Source organism: Pseudomonas sp. efr-133-TYG-5 (assembly GCF_030209175.1).
GTDB lineage: Bacteria > Pseudomonadota > Gammaproteobacteria > Pseudomonadales > Pseudomonadaceae > Aquipseudomonas.
Window position 1 is genome coordinate 460,544 of record NZ_JARVSM010000001.1, and the last position, 16,432, is coordinate 476,975.

Sequence of the window (16,432 nt, forward strand, 5' to 3'; positions counted from 1 at the left end):
TTGGCGGAGTCTTGCATGCCGGCGTGGCGCACTATCAGTTTGTGGATGGATCAACTCGACGAGGCGCTCGTCGCGCGTCCTGCGTTGGAACAGGACCTGGACGTCGATGTAGCAATCATCGGCGCCGGCTACACCGGGTTGTGGACGGCGTATTACCTGAAGAAGCTCGCACCCGGCCTGGACATCGCCATCGTCGAGGCGCAAACCGCCGGATTCGGCGCCTCCGGGCGCAATGGCGGCTGGCTGATGGGCAATCTGCTGGGCGAGGATCGGCTGCTGGGCGGCTTGTCGCCGCAGCAACGGCGGGCGTCCTTCGATCTGCTGCACAGCATCCCCGATGAAGTGGAAATCGTCCTCGAACGTGAAGGCATCGACTGCGATTACCGCAAGGGCGGTGTGTTGTACTGCGCCGCGCGTTATCCGGAGCAGGAAGCCAACCTGCGCGAATACTTGGGCAAACTGCACGCCCAAGGCCTGACCGACGACGATTACCGCTGGCTCAGCCCCGAGCAACTGGCACAGCAGATCCGCATCGCCAAACCGTACGGCGGCATCTATGCCCCGCACGTGGCGACGATCCACCCGGCGAAACTGGTACGCGGACTGGCGCGCACCGTGCAGGGCATGGGCGTGAAGATCTATGAAAACAGCCCGGTCACGCACTGGCAGGCTGGCAGCCTGCGCACCGACAAGGGCAGCGTGCGCAGCCGCTGGATCGTGCCGGCCGTCGAGGGCTATTCGGTGACCCTGCCGCCGCTGGGCCGCTATCAGTTACCGGTACAGAGCCTGATGGTCGCCACCGAGCCACTGTCGGCAGCCACCTGGGACGAAATCGGCCTCAATCGCGGCCAGGCGTTCAGCGAATTCAGTCGCCAGGTCACCTACGGCCAGCGCAGTGCCGACAATCGCCTGGTGTTCGGCGCCCGCGGCGGCTACCAGTTTGCCGGCAAGCTGCGCCACAACTTCGACCTGACCCGCGACGAAGTGGAACTGCGGCGTTATCTGTTCGGCGAGCTGTTCCCGCAACTCAAACATGTGCAGATCACTCATGCCTGGGGCGGCAACCTCGGCATGTCGCGGCATTTCAAGCCGCACATGCTCTGCGATCGCGCCAACGGCATTGCGCTGTCCGGTGGTTACGGCGGCGAGGGCGTGGGGGCCAGCAACCTCGGTGGCCGCACGCTGGCCGACCTGATTCTCGAGCGCGACACCGAACTGGTGCAGCAGCCGTGGGTGCTGCCCGACGGCGGCATCCATGCATTGCGTGCCTGGGAGCCGGAGCCGTGCCGCTGGCTCGGCTACAACGCGATCATCAAAAGTTTCGTTCACGAGGACCAGACCCTGGCCAACCCGGCGACGGCCCCGTGGCGGCGCAAGCTCGCCAGTCGGGTGGCGGGCTTCATGGAAGGTTTCATGCACTGAACGTCGTTTTTCTCCAAGACAGGTAACGCCATGAGCATCACCCAATTCAAGAACACCGCCGAACTGCAACTCGACGAATCCAATCCGGTGGCCGTGCCGCTCGGCACCCCCGTCGCAGTCGCCTCGACCACCAGTGTCGAGCGCGATGACGGCGTGGAAACCGGCGTCTGGGAATGTACGCCGGGCCGCTGGCGGCGGCAGATCACCGCACAGGAGTTCTGCCACTTCATTTCCGGGCGCTGCACGTTTACCCCGGACGACGGTGGCGCAACCCTGCACATACAAGGTGGCGACGCACTGATGTTGCCGGCCAACACGCTCGGAATCTGGGATATCCAGGAAACCGTGCGCAAGACCTACGTCCTGATTTTCTGATTGTTTGATCCTTTGATTGCCTGCCAATAACAACCCATACAGGAATCGATCCATGATCCGAAAGACCCTCGCTCTGGCACCCTTGATGCTCGCCGTTTCCCTCGCTCAGGCGGCGGACACGGTCAAGGTCTACAACTGGTCCGACTACATCGCCCCGGACACGACGAAGAACTTCCAGAAGGAAACCGGCATCGGCGTCACCTACGACGTCTATGACAGCAACGAAACCCTCGACGGCAAGCTGATGACCGGCAAATCCGGGTACGACGTGGTGTTCCCGTCCAACCATTTCATGGCGCGGCAGATCCAGGGCGGGGCACTGAAGAAACTCGACAAGAGCCAATTGCCGAACTGGAAAAACCTCAACCCGGTATTGCTCAAGGCCTTGCAGACCAACGATCCGGGTAACGAGCACGGCTTCCCGTACCTGTGGGGCAGCACCGGCATCGGCTACAACGTCGCCAAGGTCAAAGCCGTACTGGGGGATAACGCGCCCGTGGACTCCTGGGACCTGATTTTCAAGCCCGAGTACATGGAGAAGCTGCAGAAGTGCGGCGTGGCGATTCTCGACAACGGCCCGGAACTGCTGCCGGCCGCCCTCAACTACCTGGGCTTGCCGCATCACAGCAAGAACCCCGACGACTACAAGAAGGCTGAAGCGCTGCTGATGAAAGTGCGGCCGTACGTCAGCTACTTCCACTCCTCGAAATACACCAGTGACCTGGCCAACGGTGATATCTGCGTGGCGGTCGGCTTCTCCGGCGACATCCTGCAGGCGGAAAACCGCGCCAAGGAAGCCAAGAACGGCGTCGACATCGGCTACGCCATTCCCAAGGAAGGTGCGGCCATCTGGTTCGACATGGTGGCCATGCCCGCCGATGCCCCGGACGAGAAGGCCGGTTACGCGTTCATGAACTACCTGCTGCGGCCGGACGTGATGGCTGGCATCAGCAACTACGTGCATTACGCCAATGGCAACGAGCAGGCTGACGCCCTGATCGATCCGGCGATCAAGAACGACACCAAGGTCTACCCGAGCCCGGAGATGATGGGCAAGTTGTTCGCACTGGAGGCGATGCCGCTGAACATCGACCGGATCCGCACGCGGGTGTGGAACAAGATTCGCACCGGGAGCTGATCGCTCGACACCTGCATAAGTGGCAAAGGCTGCGATCTGCAACGGATCGCAGCCTTGTGTCATTCGACAGTGCCTGCCTGACAGAGGCATCCGACTTAATTAACCGATTGATATCAATACACTGGCATTGCACTAATAAAGTGCAGCAAAGTGAGACGTATCTATCAAAACGTAACTTACCGATATTTAATATTTAAATAGAAAATCGTCAGACAATTAGGCGAAAGCCGCACTCGACAAACATTCTTTCGACCGCGCAGTCATTGTTTACGGGCACTTTGCGCAACAGTTCAATTTGATCTCAAAAAAACGCTAGACGTCTGATTTCAAATTGTGTCAGGTTTCTTACGCCTTCATTGGGCGAGTGATAGGACGATCTCGCCAGGGATTGTCGCTATCGGACAAAAACTGTTCCATTGCTAAACAAGGAAGTGTGTTTATGTCGAAAGTAAAAGCTAACGCTATTGATGCCGCCGAACAGGTATTCCAGCCTGTCGGCGCCGTGCAACCGCTGGCCGCATCCAGCAGCGCCTGGAACCAGATCAATAGCTTCAGCCACCAGTACGATCGTGGCGGCAACCTCACGGTCAATGGCAAGCCATCGTTCTCCGTCGACCAGGCCGCCACTCAGTTGCTGCGTGACGGCGCTGCCTACCAGGACAAGGACGGCAGCGGCAAGATCGAGCTGACCTACACGTTCCTGACGTCGGCATCGTCCAGCACGATGAACAAGCACGGGATCACCGGGTTCAGCCAGTTCAATGCCCAGCAGCAATCCCAGGCCAAGCTCGCCATGCAATCCTGGGCCGATGTGGCCAACGTGACCTTCACCGAGAAAGCCTCGGGCGGTGACGCCCACATGACCTTCGCCAACTACAGCGGCGGTCAGGATGGCGCGGCGGCGTTCGCTTATCTGCCAGGCACAGGCGCCGGCTATGACGGCACCTCGTGGTACCTGACCAACAGCAGCTACACGCCGAACAAGACCCCGGACCTGAACAACTACGGGCGTCAGACCCTGACTCACGAAATCGGCCACACCCTGGGCCTGGCGCATCCGGGCGACTACAACGCCGGCAACGGCAACCCGACCTACAACGACGCGTCCTACGGCCAGGACACCCGCGGCTACAGCGTCATGAGTTACTGGAGTGAAAGCAACACCAGCCAGAACTTCAGCAAGGGCGGGGTGGAAGCCTACTCGTCCGGGCCGCTGATGGACGACATCGCCGCGATCCAGAAGCTCTACGGCGCCAACACCAGCACCCGTACCGGTGACACCACTTACGGCTTCAACTCCAACGCCGGGCGCGATTTCCTCAGCGCTTCGTCGTCGGCCGACAAGCTGGTGTTCTCGGCCTGGGACGCCGGTGGCAAGGACACCTTCGACTTCTCGGGTTTCACCCAGAACCAGAAAATCAACCTCAATGACGCCTCGTTCTCCGACGTTGGCGGCCTGGTAGGCAACGTGTCCATCGCCAAGGGCGTCACCATCGAAAATGCCATCGGCGGTTCGGGCAACGACCTGCTGATCGGCAACAGCGTGTCCAACGAGCTCAAGGGCGGTGCCGGCAACGACATCCTCTACGGAGCCGGTGGCGCCGACAAACTGTGGGGCGGTGCAGGTTCGGACACCTTCGTGTTCGCCGCCAGTTCCGATTCCAAGCCAGGTGCGGTCGACCAGATCCTCGACTTCACCAGCGGCCTGGACAAAATCGACCTGACGGCCATCACCAATGGTGCCGGCCTGCACTTCGTCGGCGCCTTCACGGGCGCGGCGGGCGATGCAGTGCTGACGTCGTCGGGCGGTAACAGCCTGTTGTCGGTGGACTTCTCCGGGCACGGCGTGGCTGATTTCCAGGTCAGCACCGTAGGCCAGGCGGCGTACAGCGACATCGTGGCGTGATGTGAAACAGGAAGCGGCGCTCCATGCGCCGCTCTCCTTGCATCAGCTTGGCTGGTAAGCAAGGCTACGTGCCGGAGTGAAAATTCCTATGATCCAAAGTGCTTTTACCCGCAAGGCCGCAGCCAGTCTGCTGTCGATGCTGATGATGATTTCCGGAGGAACAACCATGGCAAGCAGCCTCAGACTTGAAGATCCATCAGTGTTCGCCGGGCAATGGCAGGCCATTCTCACCGCGCCCGATGACGCGCCCCAGGCGCAAGCGCTGCAGGACAAACCGTCGAACACCTGCCTGATCGACCTGGAACCGAACCAGACGCTGGGCAAGGGCGCCGACTGCCTGAGCGCGTGGTTGCAAGACAGCGCCATCGGTTGGTTTCCCGATCCGGACGGCCTGTCGATCACCGGCAAGGAAGGTTCGCGAATCCAGTTCTTCAGCCGGCAACGTGACGGGCTTTACCTGAGCAGTTTGAAGTCAGGCCTGGTGATAACCCTCAAGCGCTCTGCACAACAGCCATGAATAACAGCCTAATCGTTAGTTGAATATAAGATGGTGCGTGGCGGTTATAAGCAGCCGCGCAATACTTCAAGTTTCGATTGGCTCGCGAAAGTTGTTATTGAAGTGTAAGCAAAGAGCCGCAGTCATCTCTGACTGAACATGTGCCAATTATTTAAGCGTCTCGCCAATGAACGGCGGGATATATCATTTCAGGGATAATAAATGAAGATGGCGAAGGACCCGACCACAGCCCCTTTGTTCAAGGCACTGGGCGACTACAAAAGCATTCTGATCAGCGTCGGATGCTTTACCGCACTGATTAACGTGCTGATGCTGGTGCCCTCCATTTATATGCTGCAGGTCTATGACCGGGTGCTGTCTTCGCAGAATGAAACCACCCTGGCGATGCTGTCGTTGATGGTGGTGGGCTTTTTCGCCTTCATCGGCCTGCTGGAAGTGGTGCGCAGCTTTATCGTCATCCGCATCGGCAGCCAGCTCGAGCGCCGTTTCAACCTGCGGGTCTACCAGGCCGCGTTCGAGCGCAACCTGTTCAAGGGCGAAGGCAATGCCGGGCAATCGCTGGGCGACCTGACCCACATCCGTCAATTTGTCACCGGACCTGCGCTGTTCGCGTTTTTCGATGCGCCGTGGTTCCCGGTCTATCTGTTTGTGATCTATCTGTTCAACGTCTGGCTGGGCGTGCTCGCCACCGCAGGCGCGCTGCTGCTGATCGCCCTGGCATGCCTCAACGAATACATGACCAAAAAGCCGCTGGGTGAAGCCGCCGGTTTCTCGCAGCGCTCCAGCCAGTTGGCCACCAGCCACCTGCACAACGCCGAAACCATTCAGGCGATGGGCATGCTCGGCGCGCTGCGCAAGCGTTGGTTTGAGGTGCATTCGCGGTTTCTCGGTCTGCAGAACCAGGCCAGCGATACCGGCGCCGTGATCAGTTCGCTGAGCAAGACCCTGCGCCTGTGCCTGCAATCGCTGGTGCTGGGCCTCGGCGCCTTGCTGGTCATCAAGGGCGACATGACCGCCGGTATGATGATTGCCGGTTCGATCCTGATGGGCCGGGTGCTGAGCCCGATCGATCAGTTGATCGCCGTGTGGAAGCAGTGGAGCGGGGCGAAGCTGGCTTATCGCCGTCTCGATGCGTTGCTGCGGGCATTCCCGCCCAGCGACGAGGCCATGGCGTTGCCGGCGCCGAAAGGCCAGGTCACCTTCGAGCAGGTCAGTGCCGGCCCGCCCGGGCAGCGCGCCGCGACCCTGCACATGGTCAATTTCAGTCTGGCGGCCGGTGAGGTGCTCGGTGTGCTCGGTGCTTCTGGCTCCGGCAAATCGACCCTGGCGCGGGTTCTGGTCGGTGTGTGGCCGACCCTCGGCGGCACCGTGCGCCTGGACGGCGCCGACATCCATCGCTGGAATCGCGATCAGCTCGGCCCGTACATCGGCTATCTGCCGCAGGACATCGAGCTGTTCAGCGGCAGCATCGCCGAAAACATCGCGCGCTTCAGCGCAGCCGATCCGCAGCAAGTGGTGGCCGCCGCGCAACAGGCCGGCGTGCACGAAATGATTCTGCGCATGCCGCAGGGCTACGACACCCCACTGGGCGAGGACGGCAGCGGCCTGTCCGGTGGGCAGAAACAGCGCGTGGCCCTGGCCCGTGCGCTGTATGGCAACCCGAGCCTGGTAGTACTGGATGAACCGAACTCCAACCTCGACACCGTCGGCGAAGCGGCGTTGTCCAGCGCCATTGTCCAACTCAAGGCCCAGGGCACCACGGTGGTGCTGGTGACGCACCGTTCTTCGGTGCTGGCCCAGGCCGACAAGCTGCTGGTCCTCAGCGATGGCCGCTTGCAGGCCTTCGGCCCCAGCCACGATGTGCTCAAGGCACTCTCCGGCAATCAGGAACCACCTCGGGAAAAACCTGCGCCAGCACCGGGCGGGCTCAGCATGAGCCGCCAGTACCAGCCCTCGACAAGGAATTCGGGTGTATGAGCAGCGCACGCATGAACGCGGCAAACGAAGCGACCATGGAACACGATTACCTCAACGAACGCCCGGAGCGCGATGCGAAGTTTTTTGCCCGCATGGGCTGGATCCTGGCGCTGGTCGGCGCCGGCAGTTTTTTCACCTGGGCCGCATTGGCGCCGCTGGATCAGGGCATACCGGTGCAGGGCACCGTGGTGGTGTCCGGCAAGCGCAAAGCCGTGCAGTCGATGAGCAACGGCGTGGTCAGCCGGATCCTGGTGCGCGAAGGCGAGATCGTGCAGCAGGGGCAGCCGCTGTTCCGCCTCGACCAGACTCAGGTCGCCGCCGACGTGCAATCGCTGCAAGCCCAGTACCGCATGGCCTGGGCCAGCCTGGCGCGCTGGCAGGCCGAGCGTGACAACCTCAAGCAGGTGAGTTTCCCCGCCGAATTGAGCAACGACCCGGATCCACGCCTGGCGCTGGTACTCGAAGGCCAGCGGCAACTGTTCAGCAGCCGCCGCGAAGCGTTTTCCCGCGAGCAGGCCGCGTTGCGGGCGAGCATCGAAGGCGCCACCGCGCAGCTGGCCGGCATGCGCCGGGCCCGTACCGATCTCAATGCCCAGGCCGATTCCCTGCAACAGCAATTGCGCAATCTGCAACCGCTGGCTGACAACGGCTACATCCCGCGCAACCGCTTGCTGGATTACCAGCGGCAGTTGTCGCAGGTCCAGCAGCAACTGGCCGAGAACACCGGCGAAAGCGGCCGGGCCGAGCAGGGCATTCTCGAGTCGCGGCTCAAGTTGCAACAGCACAGCGAGGAGTACCAGAAGGAGGTGCGCAGCCAACTGGCCGACGCGCAACTCAAGAGCGTGACCCTCTCCGAGCAACTGACCTCCGCCGGTTTCGACCTGCAACACAGCGAGATCCTCGCCACCGCCGACGGCGTGGCGGTCAATCTTGGCGTGCACACCGAAGGCGCGGTGGTGCGGCAGGGCGAGACCCTGCTGGAAATCGTCCCGCAAGGCACGCGCCTGGAAGTGGAAGGGCATCTGCCGATCAACCTGATCGACAAGGTCGGCGCGCATTTGCCGGTGGACATCCTCTTCACCGCGTTCAATCAGAGCAAGACCCCGCGCGTTCCCGGCGAAGTCAGCCTGATTTCCGCCGATCAGATGGTCGACGAGAAAACCGGCGTGCCGTACTACGTGCTGCGCAGCAGCGTCAGCGATCAGGCCATGGAAAAACTCCACGGCCTGGTGATCAAGCCCGGCATGCCGGCGGAAATGTTCGTGCGCACCGGCGAACGTTCACTCCTCAACTACCTGTTCAAACCGCTGCTCGACCGGGCCGGCTCTGCGTTGACCGAAGAATAAGGATGTTCGGCTGTATGAATAAGCTTTCGATGCTGACGGCAGCGTTCGCGCTGCTGGCGGGCAACAGTGCAGTGGCGGCGATGGGGCCGTTCGAGATCTACGAACAGGCATTGCGCAACGACCCGGTGTTCCTCGGGGCGATCAAGGAGCGTGACGCCGGGCTGGAAAACCGCGCCATCGGCCGCGCCGGGCTGTTGCCCCGAATCGGGTACAACTACAACAAGGGCCACAACACCTCGAAGGTCACTCAGCTGACCGACCGAGGGAATTTCTCCGAAAACCGTAACTACAACAGCTATGGCTCGAACCTGACCCTGCAGCAGCCGCTGCTCGACTACGAGGCCTATGCCGCATATCGCAAAGGCGTGGCGCAGTCGTTGTTTGCCGACGAGAACTTCCGTGGCAAAAGCCAGGAACTGCTGGTGCGGGTGCTCGCCAACTACACCCAGGCGTTGTTCGCCCAGGATCAGATCGACATCGCCCAGGCCAAGAAGAAGGCCTACGAGCAGCAGTTCCAGCAGAACGAGCACCTGTTCAAGCAGGGTGAGGGCACGCGCACCGACATCCTCGAAGCCGAGTCGCGCTACGAGCTGGCGACTGCCGAGGAAATCGAGGCGCGCAACGAACAGGACGCCGCCCTGCGTGAGCTCGGGGCATTGGTCGGCGTACCGGCGGTGGACATCAGCGAGCTGGCGCCACTGGACCAGAACTTCCAGACATTCGCCCTGCAACCGGCCAACTACGACACCTGGCACGAACTGGCGATCAGTAATAACCCCAATCTGGCTTCGCAGCGCCAGGCCGTGGAAGTCGCACGCTATGAAGTGGAGCGCAACCGTGCCGGGCATCTGCCGAAAGTCAGCGCCTACGCGACCATGCGCCAGAACGAATCGGAAAGCGGCAACACCTATAACCAGCGCTATGACACCAACACCATCGGCTTCGAGATCAACGTGCCGCTGTATGCCGGCGGCGGGGTGTCGGCCTCGACCCGACAGGCCAGCCGCACCATGGAGCAGGCCGAGTACGAACTGGACGGCAAGACTCGCGAAACGCTGATCGAGTTACGCCGCCAGTTCAGCGCCTGCCTGTCGGGGGTGAACAAACTGCGCGCCTACCAAAAGGCCCTGACCTCGGCCGAGGCGCTGGTGGTCTCGACCCGGCAAAGCATTCTGGGCGGCGAGCGGACCAACCTGGACGCGCTGAACGCCGAACAACAACTGTTTACCACCCGCCGCGATCTGGCCCAGGCACGGTATGACTACCTGATGGCCTGGACCAAGTTGCATTACTACGCGGGCACCTTGAGCGAGCAGGATCTGGCGAGGGTGGACGAAGCATTCGGTGTTGCGCATCGCTGATGTACAGGGCTTAGAGAGGCCCCTGAGTCTCTGCCAGAGGGCTGGGGCAAGCGTTCAGGCAACACCGCAGAAGAATCTGCATAAAACAAGAAAAGTGAGTGTGAACATGGACGCACGCATCAAGCCGATCCCGGTCGGTACGCTGTTGCTCGTAATCGCCGTAGCCCAGGCGCAGGCGCAATACCTTGAGACCGGCAAACCCGGCGATCCGGGCAGTTGGCGCTCGACGGAATTTCTCCGCGACTGGGGCCTGGAGCGTATGCAGGCCGATCAGGCCTACGCGGCCGGGATCACCGGCAAGGGGGTGAAAATCGCAGCGCTGGATTCCGGTTTCGATGCCGCCCACCCGGAGTTCGATCCGAGCCGCTATCACCCGGTGCAGGCCAGCGGCAGCTACGTCAATGGCAGCTTGTTCAACGTTGCCGGCACCCTCAATCCGAACAACGACTCCCACGGCACTCACGTAGTCGGCACCATGGGGGCTTCGCGCGATGGCAACGGCATGCACGGCGTGGCGTACAACGCGCAAATCTACGTCGGCAACACTAACGCCAACGACAGTTTCCTCTTCGGTCCCAAGCCCGATCCGCGCTATTTCAAAGCGGTCTACGACGCACTGGCCGATGCCGGCGTGCGTGCGATCAACAACAGTTGGGGCAGTCAGCCGCCGGATGTCAGCTATCGCACCCTGGCCGACCTGCACGCGGCCTACGCCCAGCACTGGAACCAGGGCACTTGGCTCGACGCGGCGGCGGATGTTTCGCGACGCGGCGTGATCAACGTGTTCAGCGCCGGCAACAGCGGCTATCCCAACGCCAGCGTGCGTTCGGCGCTGCCGTATTTCCAGCCGGACCTGGAAGGCCACTGGCTGGCGGTATCCGGGCTCGACCAGGCCAACCAGCAGAAGTACAACCAGTGCGGCGTCGCCAAATACTGGTGCATCACCACGCCGGGGGCGAAGATCGACAGCACCATTCCCGGCGGCGACTACGCAATCAAGTCCGGTACGTCGATGGCTGCGCCCCATGCCACCGGCGCGCTGGCGTTGGTGATGGAACGCTACCCGTACATGAACAATCAGCAGGCGCTCGAAGTGCTGCTGACGACCGCCACGCAACTCGACGGCTCCGTCACCGCAGCACCGACCGAGCGGGTCGGCTGGGGCGTGGCCAACCTGAACCGGGCGATGCACGGCCCGGGGCAACTGCTCGGTGCGTTCGACGCCCATCTGGCCGCTGGACAAAGCGATGTGTGGAGCAACGACATCTCCGACAAGGCGCTGCTCCAGCGCCAGGGTGAAGACCTCGCCGAGCACACTGCCTGGCAGCAAACCGTGCAAGACCGGGGCTGGCAGAACGGTCTCCCGGCCGGTGCCAGCCAACAGGATCAGACCGATTACGCCGTTGGCATGGCCCGCGATGCAGCAGCGGCCAGCCGGGTCTATCAAGGCAGCCTGACCAAGTCCGGCGATGGCCGCCTGGTCCTCAGCGGTGCCAACAGCTATCGCGGCCCGACCACGGTCAATGGCGGGCTGCTGACGGTCAACGGCACGCTGACGTCGGCGGTTACCGTCAACGACAGCGGCACCCTCGGCGGCTCCGGGCAGATCGCCAGCCTGACCGCCAACCGCGGCGCACGCGTGGCGCCCGGCAATTCGATCGGCACCTTGAACGTCGCCGGTGACGTGACCTTCGCCCCTGGATCGACCTATGCCGTGGAGCTATCACCGACCCGCAGCGATCGCCTCGTTGCCGGCGGGACGGCCACCGTCAGCGGTGCGACCGTCAGCCTGGCCCTGGAGAACAGCCCGACACTGCTAAGCGCCCCCCAAGCGCGAAGCCTGCTCGGCCATCAGTACGACATTCTGCAGGCGGCGGGCGGCATTCAAGGGCAATTCGCCGCGGTGCTGCCGGATTACCTGTTCATCGGCGGCAACCTGGCTTACGCCGGCAATGGCATCACGCTGAATGTCGAGCGTACGGCGACATCCTTCGCCAGCGTCGCCCGGACACCGAATCAACGCGCCGTGGCGGCGGCTGCCGAGGGTTTGGGCGCGGGTAATTCGGTGTACGAAAGCCTGCTGCTGTCTTCGACGGCGGGGGCGGCGCAACAGGCGTTCCAGCAACTGAGCGGGGAGATCTACCCGGCCCTCGGTTCGGTGTTGATCAACGACAGTCGGCAGTTGCGCGATGCCATCGGTGAGCGCTTGCACGACGCGGCGGCCACGCAAAGCAACGGCTGGATCAAGGCCCTGGGCGCCTGGGGCAGCACTGATTCGGGCAACGACACCGCCGGCTACAGCCAATCCATCGGCGGCTTGCTGGCGGGGGTCGATGGCGCCGTCGATGAGCAGACGCGCATCGGTCTGGTCACCGGCTACAGCGACAGTTCGCTGAGCATGGGCTCGGGCACGCATGCTTCGGCGAAGGTCGACAGCTACCACCTCGGCGCCTATGCCGGCCACGATATCGGCGCCTGGCGCCTGAGTACCGGTGCGGCCTACAGCTGGCATCGCGCCGAGGTGAAGCGCGACCTGCAATACGGCGACCTCAGCGCCAAGCAGAAAGCCAAGGTCGACGCCGCGACCACTCAGGTGTTCGCTGAAGCGGCGTACCGAGTGCACTGGCAACCACTGGTGCTGGAGCCGTTCGCCAACCTGGCCTATGTCCACCTGGACACGGATGGCTTCACCGAGAAGGGCGACGCCGCCGCGCTGAAAAGCGCCGATGAACAGCGTGATGCGGTGCTCGGCACCCTCGGCGTGCGCGCGAGCAAAACCTTCACCCTGGCCTCGGCGCAGCAGCTGGATGTCAGCGGGCACCTGGGCTGGCAGCACAGCCTCAGCGACATCGATGCCGAACAACACCTGCGCTTCGCCAGCGGCAGCGCGCCGTACAGCGTCGAAAGCGCGCCGCTGGCGCGCGACGCCGCCCTGGTCGGGGTGCAGGCGAGCCTGGCATTGAGCCGGGACGTGCGGGTGAATCTCGATTACACCGGGCAACTGGCCAGTCGCGAAAAGAATCACGGCGTCGGGCTCAGCCTGAACTGGCAGTTCTGAGTGCGTCGCCAGCAACGGCATGCGCGCTCGCCATAAACGTAATCGACAGGTCAGCACGGCAACCTGCCAGGCAAACCACAGACGGATTTTTCGCAACATCACTAAGGAAGGTCGCTGGATGAAAAACCACAATACTCCCGCGCAAGCGGGTGGCTGCTTTCGCCTGAAAACCCTCAACGCGGCGCTGCTGTGCGCGCTCGCCTCCTCGGGCAACGCGCACGCGGCGCCGTATGTGGAGGCCGGTCGGGCAGGGGACCCGGCCAGTTGGCGCAGCAGCGAATTCCAGGCCGATTGGGGGCTGGGCGCGATTGGTGCGGATCACGCCTATGCCGCCGGTTATTCCGGGAAAAACGTCAAGCTGGGGATCTTCGACCAGCCGGTGTATGCCGCGCACCCGGAGTTTTCCGGGGCGAACAAGGTCGTGACCCTGGTCACCAGTGGCATCCGCGAATACACCGACCCGTACATCCCGGTCAAAGCCGGGGACGCGTTTCGTTATGACGGCTCGCCTTCGGTCGGCTCCGACGGCAAGCTTGGCGCCCACGGTACCCACGTCGGCGGTATCGCCGCCGGCAGCCGCGACGGCGGGGTGATGCACGGCGTGGCCTACGGCGCGCAGATCATCAGCGCCGACAACGGCGACCCAGGCCCGGAGGACGGCATCGTCCGTGGCAACGACGGCGCGGTGTACAAGGCCGGTTGGGACGCCTTGATCGCCAGTGGCGCGCGCATCATCAACAACAGTTGGGGCATCGGTATAACCGACCGTTTCGACCTCGGCGGCCGCGACCCGGCGTATCCGCACTTCACCGTCAACGACGCGCAGGTGCAGTTCAACGAAATCCGCACGCTGCTCGGCACCAAGCCTGGCGGTGCCTACGACGGCGCAATCGCCGCCGCGCGCTCGGGCATCGTGACGATCTTCGCCGCCGGTAACGACTACAACCTGAACAACCCCGACGCCATCGCCGGCCTCGGCTATTTCGTGCCGGAAATCGCGCCGAACTGGGTGACCGTCGCCGCGTTGCAGAAGAACCCCGACCTGAACAGTGCCAATCCGTACATCATGAGTACGTTTTCCTCGCGCTGCGGCTACACCGCGAGTTTCTGCGTGGCGGCACCCGGCACGCGGATCTACAGCTCGATCATCAGCGGCACCAACGCCGACAACCTGAGCACCGGCTACGCCAACTACAACGGCACCTCGATGGCGGCGCCGCACGTTGCCGGCTCCATGGCGGTGCTGATGGAGCGTTTCCCGTACATGACCGGCGCGCAGGTCGCCAGCGTGCTGCGCACCACCGCCACCGATCTCGGTGCGCCAGGCGTCGATGCCCTGTACGGCTGGGGCATGATCAACCTGCGCAAAGGCATCGACGGCCCGGCGATGTTCGTCACCGAACAGGACATTCCGAGCGAATTCCGCATCGACGGTGCCTACGGTTCGAGTCAGTTCGTCGCCGACCTGCCGGGTATCGGCGCGATCATCGACAAGGGCAAGCCGACCGAGCGGGTGTGCAACGACATCACCTGCGGCCTCGATACCTGGCGCAACGACATCGCCGGTCACGGCGGCCTGACCAAGCAGGGCCTTGGCACGCTGGTGCTGACCGGGGCCAACACCTACAGCGGTCCGACCCTGGTCAACCAGGGCCGACTGGCAATCAATGGTTCGCTGCAATCGGCCGTCACCGTCAATGCCGGCGGCATCCTCGGCGGTAACGGCCGGGTCGCCGCACTGACCGCCAACAGCGGCGCTACGGTCGCGCCGGGCAACTCCATCGGCACGCTGAATGTGGCCGGCGATGTAACGTTCGCAGCAGGTTCGACCTATGCCGTGGAGGTCTCGCCGACCAGCAGCGACCGGATAGTCGCTGGTGGCACCGCGCGGATCGATGGCGCCACGGTCAGCCTGTCGCTGGAGAACAGCCCGACCTTGTTGACCACCGGCGACGTGCAAAGTCTGCTCGGCAGGCAATTCAACATCCTGCAAGCGGCGGACGGTATCCAGGGCCAGTTTGGCCAGGTGCTGCCGAACTACGCGTTTCTCGGCGGCACCCTGGCGTATTCGCCGGGCGGCGTGCAGCTGGAGGTCGGGCGCAACGGCGCCTCGTTCGCCAGCGTCGGTCTGACCGACAACCAACGCGCCGTCGGTGCTGCCGCCGAGCGCCTGGGCGCCGGCAATGCGCTGTTTGAAACCCTGCTGCTGTCGCCAAACGCCGCCGCGGCGCAACAGGCTTTCCAGCAGCTGTCCGGCGAGATTCATCCGGCCATCGGCACACTGCTGATCAACGACAGCCGTTACCTGCGCGACGCCGTGGGCGAGCGCCTGCGTGAGCGTGATCTGTTCAACGCCGATGCACCGACTGACGCGCGCAGCAACGCCTGGGTCAAAGTGCTCGGCTCGTGGGGCAAGAGCGATGGCGGGCATGAACATGCCGACAGCAACAGCTCCATCGGCGGCCTGCTGGCCGGTGTCGATGGGTTGATCGCCGAAGACACCCGCCTGGGTTTCGTCACCGGTTACAGCGACAGCTCGCTGAGCATGGGCAGTGGCACCCATTCGTCGGCGTCGGTCGACAGCTACCACCTGGGTGCGTATCTGGGCCATGAAATCGACGCCTTGCGCCTGACCGTTGGCGGCGCCTACAGCTGGCACCGCATCGACGTCAAACGTGACCTGCAACTGGCCGATGTCAGCAGCAAGCAGAAAGTCAAACGCGACGCGAGCACCGCACAGCTGTTCACCGAAGCGGCCTATGACCTGCGTCTGCACCCGCTGAACCTGGAGCCGTTCGCCAACCTCGCCTACGTGCACCTCAACAGCGACAGCTTCACCGAGAAGGGTGATGCGGCGGCGCTGAAGGGCGGCGAGGACAATCGTGACGCCGTGCTGTCGACCCTCGGCGTGCGCGCCAAGCGCAGCTTTGCGCTGTCGGACAAGCAGCAACTGGAACTTGGTGCGAGCCTGGGCTGGCAGCACAACCTGAGCAGTGTCGATGCGAGCAATCACCTGGCCTTCGCCAATGGCAACAGCGCGTTCAACGTGCAGAGCGTGTCGCTGGATCGCGATGCGGCCGTGGTCGGCGTCCGCGCCGGTCTGGCGCTCAATCGCGATGTGCGGGTGAACCTGGATTACAACGGCCTGATCGGCTCCAACGAGAAGGACCACGGCGTGGGTCTGACCCTCGACTGGCAGTTCTGAACCAAAGGAGCGGACAGGTTTCGCTGGGAAGCCTGGCGATGCTCAGCTTCTGTACGCGCTGCCGGTGGCTGCGATCGCGGAAAGATCGCAACCACCGGCAGCGCCGGCAAGGCGCAGGCAAGTCGTT

At 63.1% G+C, this 16,432-nt stretch carries 10 protein-coding genes; all 10 read left to right on the forward strand.

Annotation, left to right across the window (positions count from 1 at the left end):
• Positions 1 to 15 precede the first annotated feature (15 nt).
• The 10 genes from QRN70_RS02045 (at position 16) to QRN70_RS02090 (ending at position 16,305) form a co-directional block, all read left to right on the forward strand.
• Positions 16 to 1,422 (forward strand): NAD(P)/FAD-dependent oxidoreductase, encoded by a 1,407-nt coding sequence (locus QRN70_RS02045; protein WP_285415553.1) that lies wholly within the window; start codon positions 16 to 18, stop codon positions 1,420 to 1,422.
• Between the two features lie 30 nt (positions 1,423 to 1,452).
• A complete protein-coding gene (locus QRN70_RS02050) occupies positions 1,453 to 1,797 on the forward strand; it encodes a cupin domain-containing protein (protein ID WP_285415554.1) in 345 nt (114 codons plus the stop codon).
• Positions 1,798 to 1,849: 52 nt separating this feature from the next.
• A complete protein-coding gene (locus tag QRN70_RS02055) occupies positions 1,850 to 2,935 on the forward strand; it encodes a polyamine ABC transporter substrate-binding protein (RefSeq protein ID WP_285415555.1) in 1,086 nt (361 codons plus the stop codon).
• A gap of 439 nt (positions 2,936 to 3,374) precedes the next feature.
• Positions 3,375 to 4,841 (forward strand): serralysin family metalloprotease, encoded by a 1,467-nt coding sequence (locus QRN70_RS02060; RefSeq protein WP_285415556.1) that lies wholly within the window; start codon positions 3,375 to 3,377, stop codon positions 4,839 to 4,841.
• 88 nt (positions 4,842 to 4,929) lie between these two features.
• Positions 4,930 to 5,358 (forward strand): AprI/Inh family metalloprotease inhibitor, encoded by a 429-nt coding sequence (locus QRN70_RS02065; protein ID WP_285415557.1) that lies wholly within the window; start codon positions 4,930 to 4,932, stop codon positions 5,356 to 5,358.
• A gap of 201 nt (positions 5,359 to 5,559) precedes the next feature.
• On the forward strand, positions 5,560 to 7,335 hold the full coding sequence (locus tag QRN70_RS02070) for a type I secretion system permease/ATPase (protein ID WP_285415558.1): 1,776 nt from the start codon (positions 5,560 to 5,562) through the stop codon (positions 7,333 to 7,335).
• Positions 7,332 to 8,681: an HlyD family type I secretion periplasmic adaptor subunit gene (locus QRN70_RS02075; protein ID WP_285415559.1), complete on the forward strand. Its 1,350-nt coding sequence runs from the start codon at positions 7,332 to 7,334 to the stop codon at positions 8,679 to 8,681. The genes QRN70_RS02070 and QRN70_RS02075 overlap by 4 nt, the downstream gene beginning before the upstream one ends.
• A gap of 2 nt (positions 8,682 to 8,683) precedes the next feature.
• Entirely contained in the window at positions 8,684 to 10,042 is a 1,359-nt protein-coding gene (locus QRN70_RS02080; RefSeq protein WP_285415560.1) for a TolC family outer membrane protein, read from the forward strand.
• 106 nt (positions 10,043 to 10,148) lie between these two features.
• The gene (eprS, locus tag QRN70_RS02085; protein WP_285415561.1) at positions 10,149 to 13,100 is read left to right on the forward strand and encodes an autotransporter serine peptidase EprS; all 2,952 of its coding nucleotides are present in this window, start codon (positions 10,149 to 10,151) and stop codon (positions 13,098 to 13,100) included.
• A gap of 118 nt (positions 13,101 to 13,218) precedes the next feature.
• Positions 13,219 to 16,305: an autotransporter serine protease gene (locus tag QRN70_RS02090; protein ID WP_285415562.1), complete on the forward strand. Its 3,087-nt coding sequence runs from the start codon at positions 13,219 to 13,221 to the stop codon at positions 16,303 to 16,305.
• The last annotated feature ends 127 nt before the right edge of the window (positions 16,306 to 16,432 follow it).

Bases quoted from the DNA above. Each gene is read 5' to 3' on its own strand.
- QRN70_RS02090 (WP_285415562.1), top strand. From the start codon at position 13,219: ATGAAAAACCACAATACTCCCGCGCAAGCGGGTGGCTGCTTTCGCCTG.
- QRN70_RS02055 (WP_285415555.1), top strand. From the start codon at position 1,850: ATGATCCGAAAGACCCTCGCTCTGGCACCCTTGATGCTCGCCGTTTCC.
- QRN70_RS02080 (WP_285415560.1), top strand. From the start codon at position 8,684: ATGTTCGGCTGTATGAATAAGCTTTCGATGCTGACGGCAGCGTTCGCG.
- QRN70_RS02050 (WP_285415554.1), top strand. From the start codon at position 1,453: ATGAGCATCACCCAATTCAAGAACACCGCCGAACTGCAACTCGACGAA.
- QRN70_RS02060 (WP_285415556.1), top strand. From the start codon at position 3,375: ATGTCGAAAGTAAAAGCTAACGCTATTGATGCCGCCGAACAGGTATTC.
- QRN70_RS02075 (WP_285415559.1), top strand. From the start codon at position 7,332: ATGAGCAGCGCACGCATGAACGCGGCAAACGAAGCGACCATGGAACAC.
- QRN70_RS02045 (WP_285415553.1), top strand. From the start codon at position 16: ATGCCGGCGTGGCGCACTATCAGTTTGTGGATGGATCAACTCGACGAG.
- QRN70_RS02070 (WP_285415558.1), top strand. From the start codon at position 5,560: ATGAAGATGGCGAAGGACCCGACCACAGCCCCTTTGTTCAAGGCACTG.
- eprS (WP_285415561.1), top strand. From the start codon at position 10,149: ATGGACGCACGCATCAAGCCGATCCCGGTCGGTACGCTGTTGCTCGTA.
- QRN70_RS02065 (WP_285415557.1), top strand. From the start codon at position 4,930: ATGATCCAAAGTGCTTTTACCCGCAAGGCCGCAGCCAGTCTGCTGTCG.